The sequence below is a fragment of the Salimicrobium halophilum genome (assembly GCF_900100295.1).
Taxonomy (GTDB): Bacteria; Bacillota; Bacilli; order Bacillales; family Halobacillaceae; genus Salimicrobium; species Salimicrobium halophilum.
On record NZ_FNEV01000013.1, the window covers coordinates 1 to 20,669 of the forward strand.

Consider the following 20,669-nt stretch of genomic DNA (forward strand, 5'->3'; position numbering starts at 1 on the left):
GGCATAGACTCGATCCCGTGAAAGCACAGTTTCTTGAAAATAGGGGTTCACGAGAACACGGTTTGGATAAAGTGACCCCATGAGAACGGCATCTTAGCATAGACCTTCCCCCGTGAGAGAACGGTTTCTTGATAATAGAGGGTCACGAGAGCACGGTTTGTACATTCCTCGACGTATGTTCCCCGGTACACCTTCCCACCGTCTTTGAACTTCGCGTCAAAAGGCGTTATAAGCGCTATTTTTAAAAATAGGTATTCACCAGAGCACGGTTTTCTCTACTCCTCCAAATAAAAAAACGCTCCCCAAAGAGTGGAACGGTTTGACGTCAGTTTTCGTGTTGATCGAACATCGCACGGACATGACGTGTATATTTGTCGGTTCCGTTGTTGTCGAGGCGGAACATAAGATCCGGATGGATCAGGTATCTCGTTTTTTCTTTGTCTTCATAACCATCACAGCGCCCGCTTTCTGTAAGATGTCCATGTAGTCATCGATTGTCTTTCGGTTAACGTTCTGGTAGCCGAGGATGCGAGTTTTCGAGAGTGCTTGAGCGATTTCTGGTTCCGTTCGAGCGCTTCGAGTGCTGATTTGTTCTCGGGCGTAATCCGTTTGTCGAGAGCATGGATTCTTTGTGTTATGACTGATTGTCTATATTGTAGAGATGTTCTGTTCTTTTTTCCGAATACCGGCGCTATCGTTTCACGGCTTGTATCTTAATAGGATATACTAGGTGTAACAGATCTCAGGACTCGATGTATGCTGAGAAGGAGATGATTCTATGAAGGATCTGACAAGCAACCATGACGTCATCAAGGAACTTCCGGAAACCGAGGACTTCTTCTACGGTATCGGAACGATTCTCGGCCGCTTGATTTTCAATCGGCGTAGGCAGGTATCGCTCACGCAAAAAGAACTCGCTGAGAAAGCAGGCGTAGGTCTCAAAACCATCACCCGCGCCGAGGGCGGCACGGGGAACCTCGGGGTTCATACGTACGAGAAGATTTTCCGGGCACTCGGGGTTTCTCTCAATGAATGCACCGAGATGTTCCAGCAAATGGCCAGCTCCGATCGTGGGACGGATGGACGCGAAGACATATAGGTAGGACCGTCCGGAAAATTCCGGTCGTTTTTTCACGATACCGCACCTGATACGAACCCGGCGACGAAAGCATCCGTCGTATCACGCGACTGGAAAGAACCCGCAGCTCGTACTGGATTTGGCACGCTACATCCTAGACGCCTGATTATACCGATTGTCACAAAAAAACGGGGGCCTCCGCCCTCATTTTTTTATAGAATCCGGTTTATCTAAAAATGTATATAACTGTATATCCATACATTTATTGCATAAAAGTAGTGCGCCACAGACCTCTCCTACGGGAGAATCCGGTTAATCGACGGTGCGAAATCCTGTACCTAGTTTGTACCTAGTTTGGTGATTTTGTTCCTTTTTCAGTCGAAATGTACCTGTTTTAAAGGTCGAATCGCATTTTTTCACCAGATTGGGCAAAAATTATATCTTGAAGTGAAGATACATATTATTACATTAATGGGTTTGAACACATAAAAACAGGCGATTTGTTCCTGGTTGTACCTCCATGTTCCTGGTTATTTTCACGCAAAAGGAACAACGAAAGTGAGTCATATCAAGGGTTCACAAAGAATTGTACCTTAGTACCTTATTTAAAAAAGAAAAGAAGTATATAGTAAAATGACACGTCATATATGACGCACGTTTCACATATAAAAAGTTTCTTCGAAAAAAAGAGGTACCAAGGTACAATTCTCTTTTCTGATGAGAGTGGTCGCATAATCCTGTTTCTGTGATGGGGAATTCTGTGTTATACATACAGGTGCCTATCTCTTTATCTTCCAGCTTTGTATCTGTGAAGGAGATCCCGGCGGGGTTCCGTTTTTAAAAATACCAAATCCGGGGGTGGTCCCGGTTCGGTAGGCTATCATTATTCGTATTAGGCGCTTATAGGCGTTCTGAGAGGCGTTTTGGTGGCCTGGGTGTCTCTTGTGTTCAGCGAGGTACTATCACTTTGTCTGGGTATTCTGTGCGTGATTTACGGCATTTGCGCCGAGGGCTTCTATATATAAACGTATGCACCGGATTCCAGTTCATTTTTCTGTGATACAAAAAACCCCTCGCTGGATAGACGAGAATCTTCGGTAATTCTATTTTTTGGAATACCCACTTCCCACACATCGCTTTATCCGACAACCTACGCATTCCATGAAAAATAAGAGGCGTGCGTGAGTCGTTTCGCATCTCATGACGTCTTTCGTGCGCATGGTATATAGCATCCCTTGCTTATCTCATAAAGAATCCGGGGTATTCGCACGGCGTGTGGCCCAATGTGCGTATCTCATGCCTCATATCATAAGCATTCCATAAGGAACCTGAACCATTCGCACAGCATACGACACAGTGTTCGTATCTCGTGAGCATAATATATGACACACCGTGCCGCATCCCATGAAGAACCCGGACCGGTAGCCCCTCGGCTATCGTTTTTTTCTGACCAGCAGACCAGAGACTCCTCCGAAACACCAGACCGATCACGACCCGTCCTCCCGCGGCGTGATCAGCTGCGCGGCACCGCGCGGAAAATTCTTATTTGACTGGGCCATCAGTGATTTACCCGCTGGTATCACAGAGAATACCGCCGCAGTCGACCGGGTCCCGCGCCCGTCGGTGGTGTTTCCTGCCTTTTCTCGCTGGCGCTCGTATAACCACTCCTGGCTTCCCGTTCGATGCGTCGGATTTACTGAGAAAATAACGAAACCCCTGAATAGACAGTCGTTTGAGTATCCGGGGTGGGATTCCGGGTCGTGTGGGTCCCGCACCCGTCGGTGGTGTTTCCTGCCTTTTCTCGCTGGCGCTCGTATAACCGCTCCGGCCTCCCCCCACGACCCGTCATCCAGGGGCGTAATCCCGTTCTGAAACCACAGAGCAGACAGTGTTTTCCGGCAACGTAGCCCACCCCTCCAAACGGACCGGGTCCCGTGCCCGTCGGTGGTGTTTCCTGCCTTTCTCGCTGGCGCTCGTATAACCGCTCCGGGCGTCCCGCTCCGTTTTCCGGCACCTGCTCCCTCTGGAAAAGCAGCGCGGAGTTCCGCCGCCGCAGGGGGAGTATCCGTTCGACAGCCATCCCGTCCTCTGTACGTACAGAACCGGTTTTGCTGTGTGATGTCCCCCGCGTCGTCCCCGCTGTTTTCCGAGGGATCGATCGCCTGAAGACCGTTTTATTTCCTGCGGCGCCTGGGAATCGGCACCCAGCGAAAGGTCTTTTATTTATCGGTAACGTCCCCTACACGTTTCTGCTGACAGTCCTCCCGCGGCGTGAAACATCGCCCCGGATATCGACCCGTCTCCCACCCTGGAACTCGCCGTAATTCCTTCTTTATCGAAGGACTCCGGCGAACATACGCCCCGTGATTGCCGTCCTACGCTTTCGCCCCGAAAATAGGGTCGGCGTATTCCGGAATCGTTGATATCACGGGGTGTATGCAGGGTGCCGCCCGCCGCCTATTTTGCGATGGTCATCGCCGAGGGAGCATCGTTGTTGGCATACCGGGCTTTCGCGGCGGTATTGCGGGGCGGGCGTATTTGGTCGACGTGTAGGGGAAAGAGCATAAGGGGCGCGTATGACATCGGGCTTTCAGCCCTCGTCAGTCAGCATAGCTGACCCCGCCCTCTTACTGCGCCCCAGAATGCTTGCGCATCCTGGTTCTTGCCCTTTCACTGCGTTCCAGGGTGCTCATTCAAAAGCTCCTGTTCGTCGCTTTTTCATTTATAAAGAGCGAAACCCTTCGCCTTCTCTCCCCGGGCAATCCATCCGGACCGCCCGCTTCGTTTTGGGAAAGAGACCTGAATCGGAGCTACGGGCTCCCTCGTAAAGCTCACGCTTTGGTCGTCCACCCACGACAAAACAACTGTACGTACGCCGGTGTGCAACTACGTCCCGGTGTTCGCCTACTCACACCGCAGAAGTGGGTTAAATTTTTGGGGAGATAACTCTTATATCAAATTCGCTTCTCTATTGTCTATAAAATCCCTTTACTATTTTCAAAAAGAAGTATGATAGTTAAAGATGACGTAAAGAGATAGAGAATCCGAAATTGAAGAATTATAAAAACGGTAGCTATGGTCACCAACTGGACACAAAATACGAACACATCGAAGATCTTCAAGTCAAAAGATAAGCACGCGTGAAATCGGAAACTTCCTCGAGCGCATCCTCGGCCATGCTTACTCCCCCGCCACTATAAATAACATCACCGATGTAGCAATAGAAGATATCCGTGCCTGGCAGGAGCGTCCTCTCCAGAACAGATAAGCCGTGCTTTATCTCGATGGCACACACCTGAAATTACGCCGAGACGATGTGGAGAACGAAGTCGTCTACTTCATCATTGGTGTCACGGAAGACGGCTATCGCGAGATTCTCAACTTCTATGTCGGTGGTCACGAAAGCTCCCTCCTCTCGTAGGAAGTTCTTTCCGATATCCCCATCGTCACAGCTGCAAAGAAGTGCTTCTCAGAATTTTCGACGGGGTTCCTGGTCATCGAGGAAGTAATGAAAACTATCCATCGGTCTCATAGTAACGAAGAAGCTGAAAAGCAACTGGACACTTTTCGTGACACGTGGCAGAAGGAATATCCGAAAATCGCCAAGTCCTGGTGAAAGGACTTCCACATCCTTACCACGTTCCTTCCTCCATCCTCCTGATGATCTACGCGCCAAACAACATCGAATCCGCCATGAAGGGATTCAAGAAACGTCTAAAACAATGAACATTCTCCCCTCCTAAGAAACCATAAACAGTGATTTATATGGTTTCGAACCCGTCTATGTTTGAGGAACGTTATGGATCCCAGACTGAAAGGGAGAAGGCCGATTAACCTTTTTCCCCAAGGTCCCGAGGATCACCCCACTGTGTTACACAAACTTATTGACGATACCTATTCTTGAAGTAGATTTTATTTGGAGTTACTACTAAGTAACTACTCCGAATAAAACCTAATATAGTAACAACAAAAGAGAGGAAAAAGATATGTATTGGCAGACTGGCTTATTAATTTCAACAGATCCACGGATGCCTGAAATGCTGCTCGTAGGTGCTGACCCACTCTCTGAATTCCTGATAAAGGTCACGCAGGAACATACGCACCGGATAATCTTCTTCCCCAATCACCTGGTACATGTCTCTCCATTCCTGCTTGCGTGCAACGTATGCTTTGCGCACGTGTAGAAGATAAGAGAACAAGACAGCACGATTCGCGAGATAGGTACGCTGTCTCCTTCCTTTTCCTTTGACGATTTTTTTCACTTTTCTGGAGCGTTTCAGAACTTCTTTCAGTGTAGACACGGCCATCCCCAGGCGGTCCGCCAGTTCTTTTTGCGATCCTTCAATGAACAAATGACTCGGAGACGTCGCTGAAGTATGTTCTTTCAGGTATTCAAGGATATCAGCTTCCCACTCGTCGTAATGGGAACGTTCACGCTCAGAACGCTCTTTCTTAAACTTGTACCATCCGGAGACATGCGCTTCTTCGCTTGCTTCCCCCGTCCACTGCAACAGAAGCATGTCGATGTAGGAACGCTTCGCTCCTTTGTACCGGCCACTGTAGGCCGATTTCACTGTACGGGTGAATTCCTGCAGGCGCATCGGATGTTCCAGGCGGGAGTTGAACTCATCCAGTTCATCATAAGCGTCCTCATATGACCGGCCACTAGCGTAGTTGGCTATCGCAAGCGTCAGAATCGTGTTGTTACGGCTGCTCGTGTAGTGACCCGAAGTGATGTGGCGGCACTGCAAGAGCTCTTGGTACCACGGCTGATCGATTTGACGACTGCCTCCCCCACCGTAAACGACGTGAAAGGCTCCCCGCTTCCGTCTGTCTTCATAGTCTTTCGACCACGTCAGAAGTCGCGCGACAGATACTTTCGTCTCCGCCTGGTAAAGCACGTTTTCGTCGGTCGGTACGCGGAAAAAGCCGAATGGGTTACAGGCAGTGTCCACCGGAATGTGAGTTGCTAGGGCCTGTTTCATGTTTTCCGAGATTCTCTCGGCCACGGTCAATGCTTTATAGTCGTTATCCGGACGGATGAACATCGGGGCATCCAGCACGAAGTACACGTGATACCCACGCGGCGTTTCAATGATGACACTCGGGGCTGGAAGCCCCTCTTCTTCACATGCCAGAAACATCGCATACGGATCCGTCTTTTTCGTGTCGATGTCGAGCACGATAGTGTTGACCTGTTTCAGGTTCTCTTTCCGGTGCCCCCGGAAAATGCGCTTCCGATTATCGGCATAACTCCCCCAGAGGAAAGTGTTCGGCGTCCAGTGCGTGAGCTCTTCGTTCTGCTCGAGAAGTGTTTCGTAAGATGTGACGACATACCCTCTCGCCTCCTGAAGGTCCTCTTTCGAACGGGAGACGAACACGACGCCCTGTTTTTCTTTATCTTTCACGTAAGCCTCGTGCTGCGCCGGTAAAGAGGCCCGGGAGCCAAGCCGTTTGTATGTATGTAAACTGTTCTGCGTGATGAAAGCAAGTACATGTTTTGCCGTAGTCATGGAATTCTCTCCTTTTCTGACTACACAAAAAGACCGATCACAAGCGTACCTGCGACCGGTCTTGAAAATGTACCTGTATATCTAAGCGAGCAACTTTTTTAGAAAACCCCTTTTAAGTCCCGGGAAATCGGGGAAAAAAGGTACTAAGAGGGTTGCACGCCCTGATTTATTTATGGTATGATTTAGCCATAAATAAATTGATAACAGTGTTCACACGTTGGTAGCGCGTGAATCACATTCTCAAGCTAGTGGTTGGTAGCCTAGGTAGCTTGATAGTTTTCGAAAAGATCGTGTTCCTGCACGGTCTTTTCTATTTGTCTTTTTATGTATAAAATTTTTGATTACGTATAGATGTAAACGAATTTTGATCGTTTTCTGTGAATCTTGGAATAATTCAACTATACAATAGATTCACATGCGCGTAAACCCCGAATCGTCGGGGTTTTTTTGTTTGCAAAAAGGGGGTTCTGTGCAAACATTATTGCTTTTGTTTGCAAAAAGGGGTACAATTGCAAACAAATAGATGATCAATTCATTTCAAGGAGGAATTTTTTTATGAGAATTGCTGCAATTGATGTTGGCAATGATGCGCTGAAAGGCTATTTTGGAGGGTTAGATGAACACATGTACATACCGAACGTGATTGCTGAGGAAGAAGAAGAAAGGCAAACATATGACTACGAAAAAAGCATACTTAATGGTTTGCACATCGAAATCGCTTCCTCTTCCCTCGATCGTGGAAAAGGAATTTATACGGTCGGAAGTCTCGCTGCGACGAAACAATTTAATGATGAACTGACGAGCAACAGTGAAAAAGCGAATAGCGACCAGACACTCGTCTTGCTTCTCACCTCCCTGGCGGTAGATGCCACAAAACATTTTAAGGAAGAAAACGGGGTTGTTGAAGCTACGTACTTCCTATCCACGGGGCTACCATTAGATGAAACGAAGAAAAAACGCCGCAAGCAGTTCCAGGAAAAACTGCTACACAGCCAGCACGAAATCACGTTCCTGCAAACACCACAGGTACAAGGGAAAAAAGTGAGAATCAAATTCGAAGAAGTGCTCGTTAATATTGAAGGTTTTGGCGCGTTCATTGATCTGACGACGCACGAGAATGGTGCGACGAAGAATGAGGAAATGCTCGAGAGAACCGTACTTATCAATGATATCGGCGGCATTTCCACTGATTCAGCTGTCATCAATCCAAACGGAGATATCGACAACAACGCGAGTATCGGTATCGATGAAGGAATTTCTACGTATTTGGATGAAATCGCAGGAAAAGTATATGACGAATACAAATATGAATTCCGCAGTCGTCCGCTTGTGGCGAACGTCCTGACCGGGAAAAACCATGAACGAAAAAACCATATAAAAGTGGACGGCAAACCGGTATCGATTCAGTCGATTGTCGATCCCGTACTAACACGCGCGGCCAAAACGCAGTACAAACATATCCAGAAAATCTGGCGAACAGCACCGAGTCTTGATGATGCCTACCTCATCGGCGGCGGATCTCTTCTATTAAAACCGTATCTGGAGCGTATCAATGAACAGGAGAACGAATTCCCTCTTCACTTTGTCGGAGAAACCGATGAACAGGAAGCTGTCTGGACGATCGCCCGTGCCTACTACAAGCTGCTGCACATTTACGCAAACCAGAAAAACATCACGCTTGATGCTGCAGCTGGCGAGTGAGTCGCATGAGCGAGCCATTCTATCCAGGAAAAACGATAGCCATTCGACTTCCGAAAGATACGCCTCCTGAAGTGCTGGATCGACTGGATGAACTGAAACAGAGGGAGGGACGCGGTTTTAGCCGTGCCATCACGGATCATCTGTTCCACTCTATTTTGTCGGAAACAACGATGAGAGACAACGCCTACCTCCCCCTCCCGGGTCCGTTGACGTTTGAAGAAAAAGAAATGCTGAATACACCGATGCAACGAAGGGTCCTCGGGCATTTCGTCTATCACTTGATTAAGGAAGACTTTCCGTTGGAACTGCCGAAAGAAAAAAAGGAAAAATCAGCCTCCTCCACGTTCCAAACAAGCAACGTGCACAACAAATTTGCGTCGAACCTATTCAATATGGATGATGATTGATGTAAGCAGCTTCGGATTCTCCTTTCGAAGCTGCTTTTGTTTTGTGGTCTCTATATAGCCTGTGCTCAACATGTGTCCTAAAAGAAACACACTAACTATCTCGAAATCGAACTATTTAAAACCCTCTCATAACAGCTTTTTAGGTTCCACATGTATTCTATGGTCCCCATGTAGTTGCTTATTTCAGAACCACCGATAAGCAAATTCCCCTTTAGTGTGATGCTTCGATCAATCGATATATAATTCAAAAGACGACCGATTCCTGAATTGTATTTGTAGTCTCCGTGTAGGAATGTGCTCAACATGGGTAGTGATTTCCACCAGTACAGGACGCTCGGCAAATATGAAAATGTGCTCTCTATGTAGGGTGTGGTCTCCATGTGATGAGCTATGTTCCTCCATAATTTCAAAAATGAAAACCCTACAAATCAGTGTTTTGATAGTATGTGTGCTCCATATGTGGGGTATGAAGCACATGTGTTTAATAGAAACACATCTATTAATTCTATTTTTTGCTAAGAAACGAGGAGCGTACCAAACCTTGATCCGGCTAAGTTTACAACTAGAGGTTTATTATCGTTATGATGTGCTCCCCATGTATTGTGTCGTCTCCATGTGGAGGGGTATAATAGAGGAAGCATAGAACAGAGAAACGACTGTCATCATCCAATTTTGTGCTCTATATGTGGCATATGGTCTCCATGTAGAGCAGGGGAGGGAAAAGATATGGAAGATTTTTATCGCATCAGCGACGTTGCTGCGAAAGTAGGAAAACACGTGAACACCGTGGATGGCTGGTTTAAACGTATGGAAGAAGAGGAGAAGCTACATTATATCAATCGGGTAGGGGGCGAGAAAGCCTACGATGCCGATGATCTGAACCTTGCTATGTACATAAAGGAAAAACGGGAGATGAAGTGGTCGTTTGACGGCATATTCAACTACCTGCAACAAGGGCAAGCAGACATTATGCTTCGTCCATTTCCGGAAGGCTTAGGGGAGGAAGAAGCAGCAGAACTCGTCGATGTGGCTGCCCTCAAAAGGGAAATGTACCGCGAGATGGAAGACATGGCGCGGGAGATGGCCAAGGAACAGGTACAGGAAGTCCAGGAGCAATACGAAGCGCTCCGCAGACAGTTACCGGATGCCGATCAGGAACGTCAAAACCGGATCAATGATCTGTTTACGCGCCGCCGTGTGGAGCAGAAGCTTGAAGAGGAAGCACTGGAGAAGTGGCGAGAGAAACCGGAAGAGGAACGGATGAAGCGTGTCGGATGGTTCCGGAAAGAAGAGGACCGGGACAAGCGAGAATTGTTTGTGAAAGACTATGTAAACAACGGGTTTGAAGAAAGAATCTTGGAAGAGTACGGGGAAGAACGGTAGTCATCGAAGTCGAGGAGAGGAGCATACTGCGTTGAAAAAGAAAATGAACTATATTCTATTGCTGCTGATGACCGTCTTTATGATCGGTTGTACCGAGGCGGAAGATACAGCATCGACAGAAGGGGAAGAGCAACCGAAAACAGAGGAAGTAGCGACCGATGATGCTACGAACGAAGAAGCAGATACGGAAAAAGAGATCGAAGAGAAAAACACCTCGGATAATGAGAGTAATAATTCCACAGAAGAATCAACGAACACAACGGATGACCAGTTTTCCGGCTACGAACGCATCAACATAGATGGCGGAGATCAAAGTGGCCATCGAGAAGCGAAGGTGGTCGTTGATATAGGATTCGGAGACAGAGAGTACTGGGCTTTTACCAATGAACACGGACAGTTAGTGAGAGTGGTGGCGGAAGAAATCACTCTGCAGGACGATGAGACAGAGGACGTCGTATCCTCCGGTAGGTACTATTGGGATGAGGCGCAAGTGCCTGGGGTCGAAAGCGATCAGTTGGATCAAGGACACGTCATTGCAGACTCGCTCGGCGGCGTCTCCAATGCGTATAACATTACACCACAAGAAAGCACGCTCAACCGTCACGGGGACCAGGCATACATGGAAGATGCTATACGAAAGGCAGGGGGAGCCACGGATTTTGAAGCAGTGATTACGTATCCGGATACGGTCACACAGATCCCTTCCAGTTATCAGTATACCTATACGATACAGGGGAACGAAGTCGTCGATACCTTTGATAACGTGAACCCGGACGAGGTGAACGAATCCCTCGGGCTCACGAATGACGAACCCTCCGGTTCTTCCGATTCCAACGACTCTTCCGGAGCTACGGAAAAAGGGGATGTTTCGAGCGTAGATACGAACGGCAATGGCCAAGTGACGATTCAGGAAGCCAAGGATGCTGGTTTCAGCATGCCGATCACCAGCGATCATTGGTTATACGAACACATGCAGGATAGAGATGGCGATGGAATGGTTGGGGAATAAGTTCTTCATAGTAAATATAACTGAGGTGAAGTGATGAGATCATTCGTTCTACCAATTTTAAAAATAGCAGTGGAGTTTTTAGATTCGAAAGAGGATGAGCCACAGTTTAGCATTAAATGTCTAAGCTGCGGATGTACTAGAGAACTAGAAGGTAGATTTTCTAAAAAATCTGGTGATATAGAAGTTTTCAATGATGAAGACATTACAAATAACGAGGACATCGTAATATCTATTTACTGCGATAAGTGTGGAAATAGCGTAGACAGTGCAGGATACTGATTTTTTTAATCAATCCTTCAATTACCAAGGCAGTTCTTTCATGAAAGAACTGCCTTGACTAATAATAGACAGGAAAAATAGGGGAGGAGCAAAAGCTACTTGATTACAGGTTCATAGTTTCCATTAATCTTTGCGTGAAATTCTATTTTTACGAAAAGAATGGCGTGTATATAAAGTTAGTGGTAAAATACAGAAAAGACTTAAAGGCATTAGGTTATTGCTTCTTTCGTCTTTGCTACTACTTCTATTGGAGGTTTAATTTTGAATAATCAACTGCGGAAGAATGTATCGCAATATTTAAAGCTTTCCGGCCTGAGCATCCTACATTGTTATGATTATTATCATTATGTTTTACAAAACTACCCTTGTTTAAATGGAGACAGCTTTAAAAAGATTGCTGTCTATGTTGTTGATAAACCTGATTTGAGAGATGTTTGTACTCTCAAAGTAGGGAGTGAAAGTAAACAATTTGATGAATTGTGGCTGGTATGCTCCAATGAGTTTAATAAGGAAAATTGGAGTTATTCAATGGGAAAACATGGGGTCCAACTCTATACTGAAACAGAATTTTATTTCCGTATCATGAGGGATATCTCACTTTTATCAATCTATAATCAGTTCCCTAACTGTTCAGAGTTATACACCATAAGTTCCTTTAAAAAAATCTCCATAAATTTTAAAGATTCCAAAGAAGAAGAATTAATTGAAGCAAACATGGAGAAATATAGTAATCGTATGCAGTTAATTACCGATAAGGCAGCAGAAAAGTTTAAGGTAATCATAGACCCTCTTATAGAACCCCACTTCATTATCAATGGTGAGTTTCCTAGAGTCTCTGAATCTAGTTTGTTCATAAATGAGCCTGAAATAGTACCAATTAGTAATGATACCAAGGAATCACTTGAAACTGATATTGATATTGAATTTGTCTTAGAAAGGATCGATCCGCGTAAAATGTGGTTGGAGGACAAAGAAGAACTCTATAAATACAAAACCAATCAATAGTTAAACATCCATGAAACCACAACTAGGTTGTACTCTAACCCAATTAATTTCACCTTTTCATCAACACATCGAATTTAATGAGAACTTTTGTTTTTATTAAATAAGGAGTTTTAGCAATGGTTCAAAGACTTACACGTCAGCAACGCCAACATAAAGAAAAAGTGGAAGAAAAACTTACATCTCTGCCTCCTTTTATTGATGAATATAAAGACGACATGTACACCGGAAACACGTCTCCCTCCACCCTTCTCGGGTATATCCATGACTTTGAGACATTTTTCCAATGGTTGATGCGTGAAGGGATTGTAGACGTTGAGTATATGAAGGACATCCCTCTGTCGACACTGGAAAAATTGCGTCTGGTAGAAGCGAATGCTTTCTTTACGCACCTCAGCATGGAACGGGAACTGCAGGAAGAATCGATCAACCGTAAGAAGAGTTCTCTTAAATCCCTGTTCAAGTTTTTGACTACCCGTACGGAAGATGAAGAGGGAGAGTGTTATTTTTATCGGAACGTCATGGCTAAAGTAAAGATGGCCAAAACCTCAGAAACCTTATCTTCCCGCGCTGAGCGTATTAGTAACAAGGTTCTTACCGGGGAAGACATCGAATCATTTGTCAAGTTCGTTGGCGAAGGCTACGAGGAGATTGTGCAGGATCAGAAACAACGTCTCGCTTACTACAAACGCGACAAAGAACGAGACCAGGCGATCATCGCTCTTCTTTTAGCATCCGGACTTCGTGTAAGTGAGCTCGCCAATATCCGGGTATCGTCGATCAACCTAAAGCAGAGAAAGCTCTCGATGCTCCGCAAAGGAAGTAAAGAGTCTGTTGTATTCTTCCGCTCCTTTGCTGTGCCATACCTGCAAGCTTACCTGGATATCCGAGAGGAAAAATACAAAATACAAGGCAAAGAGCCATACCTTTTCCTTTCCGTTTATCGGGGTGCAGGGAATCCAATGTCCGTTCGTGCCATTCAGCATACCGTCATGAAGTATACGAAAGCCTATCGGGACGAACAACTGTCTCCTCACAAGATGAGGCACAGCTTTGCCACGGAGTTCGCCAAACGAAACACGATGTACGACCTGATGCGGCAGCTGGGGCACACCTCGACGGATACCTCTACCCTTTACGTGAATGCTCAGGAACAAGAAGCACAGAACGCGATAGACCGGATGGATGATTAATAAAAAGGAAGAAGTACCGAATAATTATCTCTCGGTGCTTCTTCCTTTGCGATTATAGATCAATGTATACAGGACAAACATATAGTACAATAAATTCTCCAATTAATTTGAAAGGAAGATTTTTTAGTGTTTTTTAAACTCTAAATATCGTTGTTACATTCAATACTGAGTTAACTGTAAAGCGTAAAATTAAAAAAGACCTTCGTAGTACTTCACAATAGGATTATAATCTTCATTATCCTTTACATAAGAAGTAGCAATACTATACCATGATTGAACCTTAATAAAAACTTCATCTAAGGATGTGAACATATTTTTTTCACTGATAAAATTAAGAGCAGTTTCAATTATTAAAAAGTTGTAAAGTTGGATATGAGGTAATATTAAAGTAACATCAACATCGCTTGCCTCATGAGCTATTACGTTCCTTGTTCTATAAAGCCTACTAATATGCCACTCGATCCTTTGTTTATGCTTTTCTATATGTGCTAACATTTTTTCATTGGAGCTTATATTTTCAGCTAACTCCATAGTTCTATGCTTTAATAACTCGTTGTCCTCAAGTGTCTCACTCAATTCATCTTTAAATTCTGAATCCCTTAAGTTTTTAATGAACTCACTCTCATCTATTTCCTCCCAACACTCTCCATACGGATGTTTGATCTCCAAGTTAAATAAATTTAATTTTAAGTCATTAATTAAATCAGTTACATAACGTAATGAAAGGATCGTTGATATTATGTTACGAACATCGTCTTGATTAATGTTCGAATTGTTTCCAGTAATTAAATATTCTATAGAAGTCCAGGAATTGATGAATGCAACATGTTCCGTATTAGTAGTGATGCTCATTCTGTAAAACCTTAATGCAGCTTTTAATCTTTCTATTGATTCATTATTAAAATTACTATTTTCAACATTTTCAAAAAAAGAAATTATTTCTTCAAATGAAAATCTCGTGTTCGTATTGACCTGATGTAGTTGTCTCAAAGATGACTCATTTAATCCTCCATCATTAGGAATAAAAACTTTATGATAGATCTCCAAGTGTTGATTTACGATGGTATAAACAATTGTATCGAGTAAATTTTCAATTATGTCTCTTCCTATTAATGTTGCTCCATGCGGGTTAGTAGCAGTAACTTTAACACTAGCATATCTAACTTCTGGAGTCTCCTCAGTAAAATCATCTGGAACTGTAAGGTCTTGTTGCGCCCCGAAGAAACGTAAAGCATTATAAAATTTAACCATGCCGTAATTGGGGAATTCTATATCAAATGGTTCATTTGAATAAATTTTAAAATAAACAGTCCATTGCTTTTCACTTTCAAGGTTTTCTAACATTCGGGTAAATCTTGATTCGAAATCACTATCAGGTCTAACCTCCTTCCATTCAATTAGCGCTCTTTTACAAAAGTATAAATGTTTCATTGAATGGCCATCAGCTATTAAATCAGTTAAAAACATGGATGTCAGTTGAAGTACTAGTCTGTTGTTGTTTCCTTCATTTATTGTTTCTTTCAATCTACTTATCAATTTCTCTCTATACTGCGGCTCCAACTTGTATATTATCTTTTTAAGTATCACAAGTTGCTCCCGAGCCTTATAAACCTCACTGGATTTCCTATTCTTTATTCCTTTTAATTTTCTAAGTACGTCTTGCAATTCAAGCAATAATACGGGCTCATTCTCTAATAGAATCTTTTCTTTTTCAAGTATTTCAAGGGCTTCATTAGTTATTTCTTCTACATAAATTTTAAACCGGTCCTGTCCCTCTAAAACTCCACTTAAATAAGTGTAAAGTTCATTGAGTATTTTTTTTAAATTCATAACTCTCGGTCTATAACTTTCGTTTGTATTGAAATCAGTTAACTCAATCCATGCTTCTATGAAGAACTTTTGTGAATTAGTTAATCCTACAACATTGCCCCATAACTTAGGGTCTATTTTTTCCATTCTTAACCTCCATTCGTTAAATAATTTATTTACTATAACTTTCTCTTTGGTTCGGTGTTCTCAGATACTGTGTAGCAACAAAGATAAGATGGTTCATTTTCTCTTACTCTGATACTCTATCTTTTTGCAATGTTATTTAAAAACTTTGAAAATCCCTAACTTCTTGAATATTCTTTAAAATAGATCTTTTCAATTAACCTCTGATTATAAGAAGATGTGTCTTGTCCGTAATGAACACGTCGATGGCAGTTGGGACAGATCGCGGCAACCGCTTCTGGTTTGTCGGCTCCGCCATCGGACAAGCGAAACAGGTGATTCACTTCTAAAGCGGGGTACCATCTTTCTCTATAAAAGGCGCCTTCTCCCCACATATGACTAATACTAGGAAGAAGAATCGATAACGGCGGTTACTCGGTTCTTCTTTTTTTAATTAGATAGACCTTTGTACAAAGAATAAGAGCATGGTAAGATACATCATCCATTCACTTCGAAACGTAAGGAGGTTTTTCCAAAAACAATCCAATGCCTTTTCTCCAAACTGATAGCATTCTTCGCATCTGATGTCTTCTGGACATGCCTCACACGTCTCTCCGTTGTTCTATCCCTTATCTCCTATGGGTTTTCATTCATTGATTCTATTTCGATCAACATTCACTTTTGTACCGAGCATACCATCCCACTGATACCCACCCTTACAAGTCTCTACAACGATTTCACAAAGGTGTTTTTACGGTAGAATCGGTATCTGTAACGTGTGAACGAACAAATCCCATGTACTTTTTAATTCTGGTTTGTTGGGAAGATAAATAACCGTTGTGTCACGACCGCGGGTCAATAATACGCGGTATGCATTAATCTTCATTTGCTCAGGATCCCTAGCGTTTCTCTTCGTATGCTTGCAATGCCACTGCCCTTCTTTCCAACATAAATCCGCATCCCAATGAACGATGGATGCATCAAGTTCAAGACCTTGAGTTTGAAATTCCGTCGCTGCGTAATTTAAGTTTTTGCAATAAAAAGAGCTACTTGGATAATTGAAATAAGCTGTGGCCGGTTTGGGTAGCTCGTTTCTATTGCCGAAAGGAACGACTGGAACATGTTTTAATCGATCTACACCCGAAGCGCAAATGATCCCAAATGTCTTCTTATCATCCTTGTATAGGTAGCTCATATACTCTTTTGCTTTATGTAAATCATCCGTTACAAAGATAGGATAGCGCTGGGGTTGTAATGGTTGCTTTAACTCTAACGCTTTCTCTACATCTCCCTCCAAAAGCGCTTGAATGAAGGCATAGTATTGCAGGGCCGCATGGGAACGTAAGGAAGAGTTCAAATGCAAGTGATCTCGGGATTCGTACCCTGCAGCGTTAGGGAATTTTCTATTTTCATGCTTCGCGTGCACCGTGATTTCTTTTTCTTTAATGGCGGCATCCCATAATGGCAGGCCGCTCTCTTCTCCTAAATGAATTTCTTGACCATTTCCGATGAGACCAACCACTACACTCCAGGGTTTGTTTTGCTTAGCAATTTGGATGATCACTTCGGGTTCACTGAAAGCCCCTCCCATTTTTTCAGCGTCCCATGCTCTCTGCGCCTCATCAAAAATAATAACTTGTTCATGCGGGGTACGACCATACCGTAAAAAGTCCGTTTTATAGCCATAGAGGGATTGCACGAACACTTTATTATTTAACGTATCCTGTAAAACTTCTACGAGTGGCCCATTTCCTGAAAGGTACACGGAATCAGAGGTGTTATGAGCTGTTTGCAGCCCTAAGAACGTTTTTCCTGCCCCGGGCTCTCCAGAAACAAGAACTAAATGGTGAGTATTTGTACGTTGCGCTACTTGAATAACATCTTGAACAGTATCGTAAACATCCTCGAAATTGCTACTATCAACGGCTTTAATGCGTGGTAAATCTTCATCATTCAATATACTTCGTGCGGCTTCTAACATCGACGGCGAGGGCTGATATGTCCCGCTTAAAAACCTATCAGCTGTAATAGCCTCTCCTTTTCGTAGAAGCTTGCTAATCAGTGAACCTAAACTTCTTTGAGATGCTTGGTAAACTTGAAAACGATGGATAGAAAGCACATCTGCCCTTTGGTCATTCGTTAAAAATAAGACACCACTTACTTTTACATTCGACGCTTGAATCGTTGAATGATAATGCTGTAGATCACGCACGTATAAAGATGTTTGCATATATTCACCTGCATGAACTGCATTATAGCTTTTGCACTCAATAACCAGTATTTGACCAGGGAGTATTAACAGGATATCGGGGCGTCGTCCACTGCCTCTGATAAGAGCGTATTCAAAAATGATGGAACCATCTACGTGATCAAAGGAACGTAAAATGCTCTGCATTTTTTCATAGCTGTCTTTCCACGCACGCTGTTGAGACTGAACCTTTTCAAGTTCTTCTTCACTATGTTGTGGCTCCCCAGCGCCGTAAACGAATGTTGTAAGTGCTTCTTCCAACACCTCATACGGAAGTTGTAGAAACTCTTGAATACTACCTTGCCAGCCGCAATTCACAAAAATCATCTTCTTATCTACATTAGTCTTTCACTTTTTTTTACTAAAAGCCTTTAGCTTCTATCTTCTCTATCCTTCTTGTCTAGCAATCCTACTGATAAGTTCGTCATTATAAGAAGATGCGTCTTGTCCATAATGAACGCGTCGGTGGCAGTTGGGACAGATTGCGGCAACCGCTTCTGGTTTGTCGGCTCCACCGTCGGATAAGCGAAACAAGTGGTGCACCTCTAAAAACGGGGTGCCGTCCTTCTTCACAAAAGGTGCTTCTTCCACACACGCTTCACATACTCCATCCGCTCTTGCTAAGGCGTACGCTTTCACGGCCGCCGCTCGGTGTCGCACCTGTACTTTCGTTTCTCGTGGATCGTCGGACGTTTCTACAGCCCCTGCAATGGCTCGCAGCTGTTCGAGTGAATGAGTCGATGCATCAAACGGAGACGCTTCCGATTCTTGTTCAATGTGCTCAATCCGCTCCAGATAGAAAACGATAGCTTCTCGTTCATTCCCATCATGGTCTGGTACAAAGCGCATTTCGTGACCGACATACGCCATCTCATCAATAAATTCGACGATGCCGGAAGCCACGTATTTGAACAAATAAATGGTTTCCCCATTCTCCGCGTGATCCCGAATAGCTTTGTTCCCTTTCGTAAAGTCCATGTTGCCGTTTTGCCCTTCTCCGGTGTAGTAGTATACTGTCGATGTCTCATTCCAACCGTCTCGATAGCCATACTGTTCGCCAGAATCTCCGGTAAAGATGAAAATATACGGATAATTCGCTGGCGTGGAAATACCATTCTGAGGCTGTCCTTTGTATAATTGATGAACCTGAGTGCGTCGGTAATGCTTCCCTTTTTCAAAAGGTGCGTTGTATTCTAGTGTCGTTATCATTCTCCCAGCTCCTTGGTGTTTTATGGAAATCATTCAGTCTCTTTTATAACCGTACTTTTAATCACTGCTTCTCTATAATTAAGAGCTCATTCTGTTCAAACAAATAACTTTCTACTTCATCTTTTGATTTTTATAATCAGTATAGATAGCTTCTATGACTTTTTTGTATAAATCATAAATCTCCTCTGTATCTTCATGTTCTGGACCCATAATCTCTGCTCTTAATGCCACCTCGTCAATCTCCATTATGTTGTTGGCTATTTCATAATCAAAAAGATGTAAATTATCATAAAGTACCTCTCTAATTTTTCCTTTATATACAGTGTAGTCAAAATCTACAGCCATGCCATAGTGTGTCGGATGAATCAACGGGGTGTTAGAACCATCCAGTTTGAGAATTGTGTTGTAGGCGAGCAACTTGTTTCTTTTATCTTTTCTTATTTCATCTTTTTTCTGTTGGTGCGTTTGTGCAAAATAGGAAATGAACCCTCCTAGCAAAACACCTAGTAATGGAAGGAACGCCTGTATAGTTTCATTCATCAAAATTCTCCACTCCTATGTATCTCGTGAGATTTCTTCCAGATCCTCTACAATGTTTTCAATCGCTTCATTGATCAGTTGATGCTTGAACCCTTTCGGCTGTTTTTTCGCCAGGGCGTCCAGGCGTCGCCATAAGTCTTTGTCGATCCAGAAGGATCGCTGAATGTGCCGATCGGTCATCCGCTCCCCCTTGACCGTGGTGTATTTGTTTGGCATGCTTCTCCTCCCCCTGTTGTACGTGTCCATTTTCTACCTTTATCGTACCACAGGGGCTGCCCCTAAGGCAGCCGGGCGGGTGGGCGGGAACGAAAAAATCCCTGCCGCGGATAACAGGGATTCTCCTTCTCACATGCCTTGAATGTAGTCGCTTGCTTTTTGGGCTTGCTGAGAGGCGTAAACGATCAAGGTATGGTCGTCCCGAAGTACCCGCAGCCAGGACTGGATATACGACGCGCTATTGTCGATCGTTTCATTCGCGATGCCCGTCACCCCGCAAAGCATCGATGCTCCGAGCTCGGCGACCAGCTCCTCTTTGCTGTAGTTCTCGCTGCCGAATTCGTGCCGCCCGGTGACACCCTCCCGGTTCAGTCGCGACTTATGCGGTGGCGTGCACCATTTCATGAAACAGCGTGCTGTAGTATTCATGGATATCGGCGAAGTCTTCTTTCGGCGGGACATTCACCCGATCCGTTCCCGGCTGGTAGAAAGCTCTACCGGAGGTTTCCGTGTAATAAGGCGCCGGCGTGAACTCCTTCTGGATGCGTTCCGCTTTCTCGATCGGGTCATGCTCATAGGTCGCTCGCTCTTCTTTCGGCTCCAGTCCCTCCACCTGCTCAGCGATGTTGAACACCCGGTAGTACCGGAGCAACGGGATCGTTTTCTCTTCCCCGGTCTCTTCGTCCTCGACCTCTAAGCACTTCCAGAATACGACGAGATGAGAGGATGCCCCTTTCTTCACTTTCCCTCCCGCTTCTTTGATCTGCTTGAACGTCGCATACTCCCCCGGCTCCAACAGCATAGTATTGATTCCCCGGTACGGTTTTTGGGTTTTCCAGTTCACTGCTACCCCGCTCTGAAACGGCTTCTTCCACGGAATCACACCTTCTTCCAACCTCTCCATAATCCGCTCGGTAATCAGTTGATAGACCTTGTGACTCATGATTTTTACCTCCCGT

17 protein-coding genes and 1 pseudogene are annotated in these 20,669 nt (G+C 44.3%); 9 read left to right on the plus strand and 9 right to left on the minus strand.

Going from position 1 to position 20,669, the window contains the following annotated elements:
• Positions 1 to 319: 319 nt before the first annotated feature.
• The 3 genes and pseudogenes from BLQ44_RS16660 to BLQ44_RS16875 form a co-directional block, all read left to right on the plus strand.
• Positions 320 to 487 (plus strand): hypothetical protein, encoded by a 168-nt coding sequence (locus BLQ44_RS16660; RefSeq protein ID WP_218119010.1) that lies wholly within the window; start codon positions 320 to 322, stop codon positions 485 to 487.
• A 291-nt stretch (positions 488 to 778) separates the two neighbouring features.
• Positions 779 to 1,099 carry a helix-turn-helix domain-containing protein gene (locus tag BLQ44_RS14870; RefSeq protein ID WP_093194685.1) on the plus strand — a complete coding sequence of 107 codons (321 nt, stop codon included), beginning with the start codon at positions 779 to 781 and terminating at the stop codon, positions 1,097 to 1,099.
• A 3,020-nt stretch (positions 1,100 to 4,119) separates the two neighbouring features.
• A pseudogene (locus BLQ44_RS16875) lies at positions 4,120 to 4,912 on the plus strand (transposase); the annotation flags it as partial.
• Positions 4,913 to 5,091: 179 nt separating this feature from the next.
• Here the strand turns inward: BLQ44_RS16875 and BLQ44_RS14875 are convergent.
• Positions 5,092 to 6,591, minus strand: a complete 1,500-nt coding sequence (locus BLQ44_RS14875) for a primase C-terminal domain-containing protein (RefSeq protein ID WP_093194686.1) — start codon at positions 6,589 to 6,591, stop codon at positions 5,092 to 5,094.
• A gap of 555 nt (positions 6,592 to 7,146) precedes the next feature.
• On the opposite strand from BLQ44_RS14875, the gene BLQ44_RS14880 reads away from it, so the two are divergent.
• The 6 genes from BLQ44_RS14880 to xerS all read left to right on the plus strand — a co-directional run bounded on the left by BLQ44_RS14880 (position 7,147) and on the right by xerS (position 13,565).
• The gene (locus tag BLQ44_RS14880; protein WP_093194687.1) at positions 7,147 to 8,292 is read left to right on the plus strand and encodes a ParM/StbA family protein; all 1,146 of its coding nucleotides are present in this window, start codon (positions 7,147 to 7,149) and stop codon (positions 8,290 to 8,292) included.
• Positions 8,293 to 8,297: 5 nt separating this feature from the next.
• On the plus strand, positions 8,298 to 8,699 hold the full coding sequence (locus BLQ44_RS14885) for a hypothetical protein (protein ID WP_093194688.1): 402 nt from the start codon (positions 8,298 to 8,300) through the stop codon (positions 8,697 to 8,699).
• A 726-nt stretch (positions 8,700 to 9,425) separates the two neighbouring features.
• On the plus strand, positions 9,426 to 10,082 hold the full coding sequence (locus tag BLQ44_RS14890) for a hypothetical protein (protein ID WP_093194689.1): 657 nt from the start codon (positions 9,426 to 9,428) through the stop codon (positions 10,080 to 10,082).
• 31 nt (positions 10,083 to 10,113) lie between these two features.
• A complete protein-coding gene (locus BLQ44_RS14895; RefSeq protein ID WP_245688176.1) occupies positions 10,114 to 11,091 on the plus strand; it encodes a DNA/RNA non-specific endonuclease in 978 nt (325 codons plus the stop codon).
• A 540-nt stretch (positions 11,092 to 11,631) separates the two neighbouring features.
• Positions 11,632 to 12,375: a hypothetical protein gene (locus BLQ44_RS14905; protein ID WP_093194691.1), complete on the plus strand. Its 744-nt coding sequence runs from the start codon at positions 11,632 to 11,634 to the stop codon at positions 12,373 to 12,375.
• Between the two features lie 116 nt (positions 12,376 to 12,491).
• Positions 12,492 to 13,565: a tyrosine recombinase XerS gene (gene xerS, locus BLQ44_RS14910; RefSeq protein WP_093194692.1), complete on the plus strand. Its 1,074-nt coding sequence runs from the start codon at positions 12,492 to 12,494 to the stop codon at positions 13,563 to 13,565.
• A 189-nt stretch (positions 13,566 to 13,754) separates the two neighbouring features.
• On the opposite strand, the gene BLQ44_RS14915 is transcribed toward xerS, so the two are convergent.
• The 8 genes from BLQ44_RS14915 to BLQ44_RS14945 form a co-directional block, all read right to left on the minus strand.
• Positions 13,755 to 15,521 carry a hypothetical protein gene (locus tag BLQ44_RS14915; protein WP_093194693.1) on the minus strand — a complete coding sequence of 589 codons (1,767 nt, stop codon included), beginning with the start codon at positions 15,519 to 15,521 and terminating at the stop codon, positions 13,755 to 13,757.
• 155 nt (positions 15,522 to 15,676) lie between these two features.
• Complete coding sequence (locus tag BLQ44_RS16870) at positions 15,677 to 15,892, minus strand: HNH endonuclease (RefSeq protein WP_218119011.1); 216 nt, start codon at positions 15,890 to 15,892, stop codon at positions 15,677 to 15,679.
• Positions 15,893 to 16,248: 356 nt separating this feature from the next.
• Positions 16,249 to 18,072 (minus strand): DNA/RNA helicase domain-containing protein, encoded by a 1,824-nt coding sequence (locus BLQ44_RS14925; RefSeq protein ID WP_322787537.1) that lies wholly within the window; start codon positions 18,070 to 18,072, stop codon positions 16,249 to 16,251.
• A gap of 60 nt (positions 18,073 to 18,132) precedes the next feature.
• Positions 18,133 to 18,954: an HNH endonuclease gene (locus BLQ44_RS14930; RefSeq protein WP_093194695.1), complete on the minus strand. Its 822-nt coding sequence runs from the start codon at positions 18,952 to 18,954 to the stop codon at positions 18,133 to 18,135.
• 111 nt (positions 18,955 to 19,065) lie between these two features.
• On the minus strand, positions 19,066 to 19,494 hold the full coding sequence (locus tag BLQ44_RS14935; protein WP_093194696.1) for a hypothetical protein: 429 nt from the start codon (positions 19,492 to 19,494) through the stop codon (positions 19,066 to 19,068).
• 15 nt (positions 19,495 to 19,509) lie between these two features.
• A complete protein-coding gene (locus BLQ44_RS14940) occupies positions 19,510 to 19,710 on the minus strand; it encodes a hypothetical protein (RefSeq protein WP_093194697.1) in 201 nt (66 codons plus the stop codon).
• Between the two features lie 129 nt (positions 19,711 to 19,839).
• A complete protein-coding gene (locus BLQ44_RS16835) occupies positions 19,840 to 20,115 on the minus strand; it encodes a zincin-like metallopeptidase domain-containing protein (RefSeq protein ID WP_322787538.1) in 276 nt (91 codons plus the stop codon).
• The gene (locus tag BLQ44_RS14945) at positions 20,090 to 20,653 is read right to left on the minus strand and encodes an ArdC-like ssDNA-binding domain-containing protein (RefSeq protein ID WP_322787539.1); all 564 of its coding nucleotides are present in this window, start codon (positions 20,651 to 20,653) and stop codon (positions 20,090 to 20,092) included. The genes BLQ44_RS16835 and BLQ44_RS14945 overlap by 26 nt, the downstream gene beginning before the upstream one ends.
• Positions 20,654 to 20,669 lie beyond the last annotated feature (16 nt).

Coding starts and splice junctions, on each gene's coding strand:
- BLQ44_RS14870 (WP_093194685.1), top strand. CDS start 779: ATGAAGGATCTGACAAGCAACCATGACGTCATCAAGGAACTTCCGGAA.
- BLQ44_RS14875 (WP_093194686.1), bottom strand. CDS start 6,591: ATGACTACGGCAAAACATGTACTTGCTTTCATCACGCAGAACAGTTTA.
- BLQ44_RS14880 (WP_093194687.1), top strand. CDS start 7,147: ATGAGAATTGCTGCAATTGATGTTGGCAATGATGCGCTGAAAGGCTAT.
- BLQ44_RS14885 (WP_093194688.1), top strand. CDS start 8,298: ATGAGCGAGCCATTCTATCCAGGAAAAACGATAGCCATTCGACTTCCG.
- BLQ44_RS14890 (WP_093194689.1), top strand. CDS start 9,426: ATGGAAGATTTTTATCGCATCAGCGACGTTGCTGCGAAAGTAGGAAAA.
- xerS (WP_093194692.1), top strand. CDS start 12,492: ATGGTTCAAAGACTTACACGTCAGCAACGCCAACATAAAGAAAAAGTG.
- BLQ44_RS14915 (WP_093194693.1), bottom strand. CDS start 15,521: ATGGAAAAAATAGACCCTAAGTTATGGGGCAATGTTGTAGGATTAACT.
- BLQ44_RS16870 (WP_218119011.1), bottom strand. CDS start 15,892: ATGTGGGGAGAAGGCGCCTTTTATAGAGAAAGATGGTACCCCGCTTTA.
- BLQ44_RS14925 (WP_322787537.1), bottom strand. CDS start 18,072: ATGATTTTTGTGAATTGCGGCTGGCAAGGTAGTATTCAAGAGTTTCTA.
- BLQ44_RS14930 (WP_093194695.1), bottom strand. CDS start 18,954: ATGATAACGACACTAGAATACAACGCACCTTTTGAAAAAGGGAAGCAT.
- BLQ44_RS14935 (WP_093194696.1), bottom strand. CDS start 19,494: ATGAATGAAACTATACAGGCGTTCCTTCCATTACTAGGTGTTTTGCTA.
- BLQ44_RS14940 (WP_093194697.1), bottom strand. CDS start 19,710: ATGCCAAACAAATACACCACGGTCAAGGGGGAGCGGATGACCGATCGG.
- BLQ44_RS16835 (WP_322787538.1), bottom strand. CDS start 20,115: ATGAAATGGTGCACGCCACCGCATAAGTCGCGACTGAACCGGGAGGGT.
- BLQ44_RS14945 (WP_322787539.1), bottom strand. CDS start 20,653: ATGAGTCACAAGGTCTATCAACTGATTACCGAGCGGATTATGGAGAGG.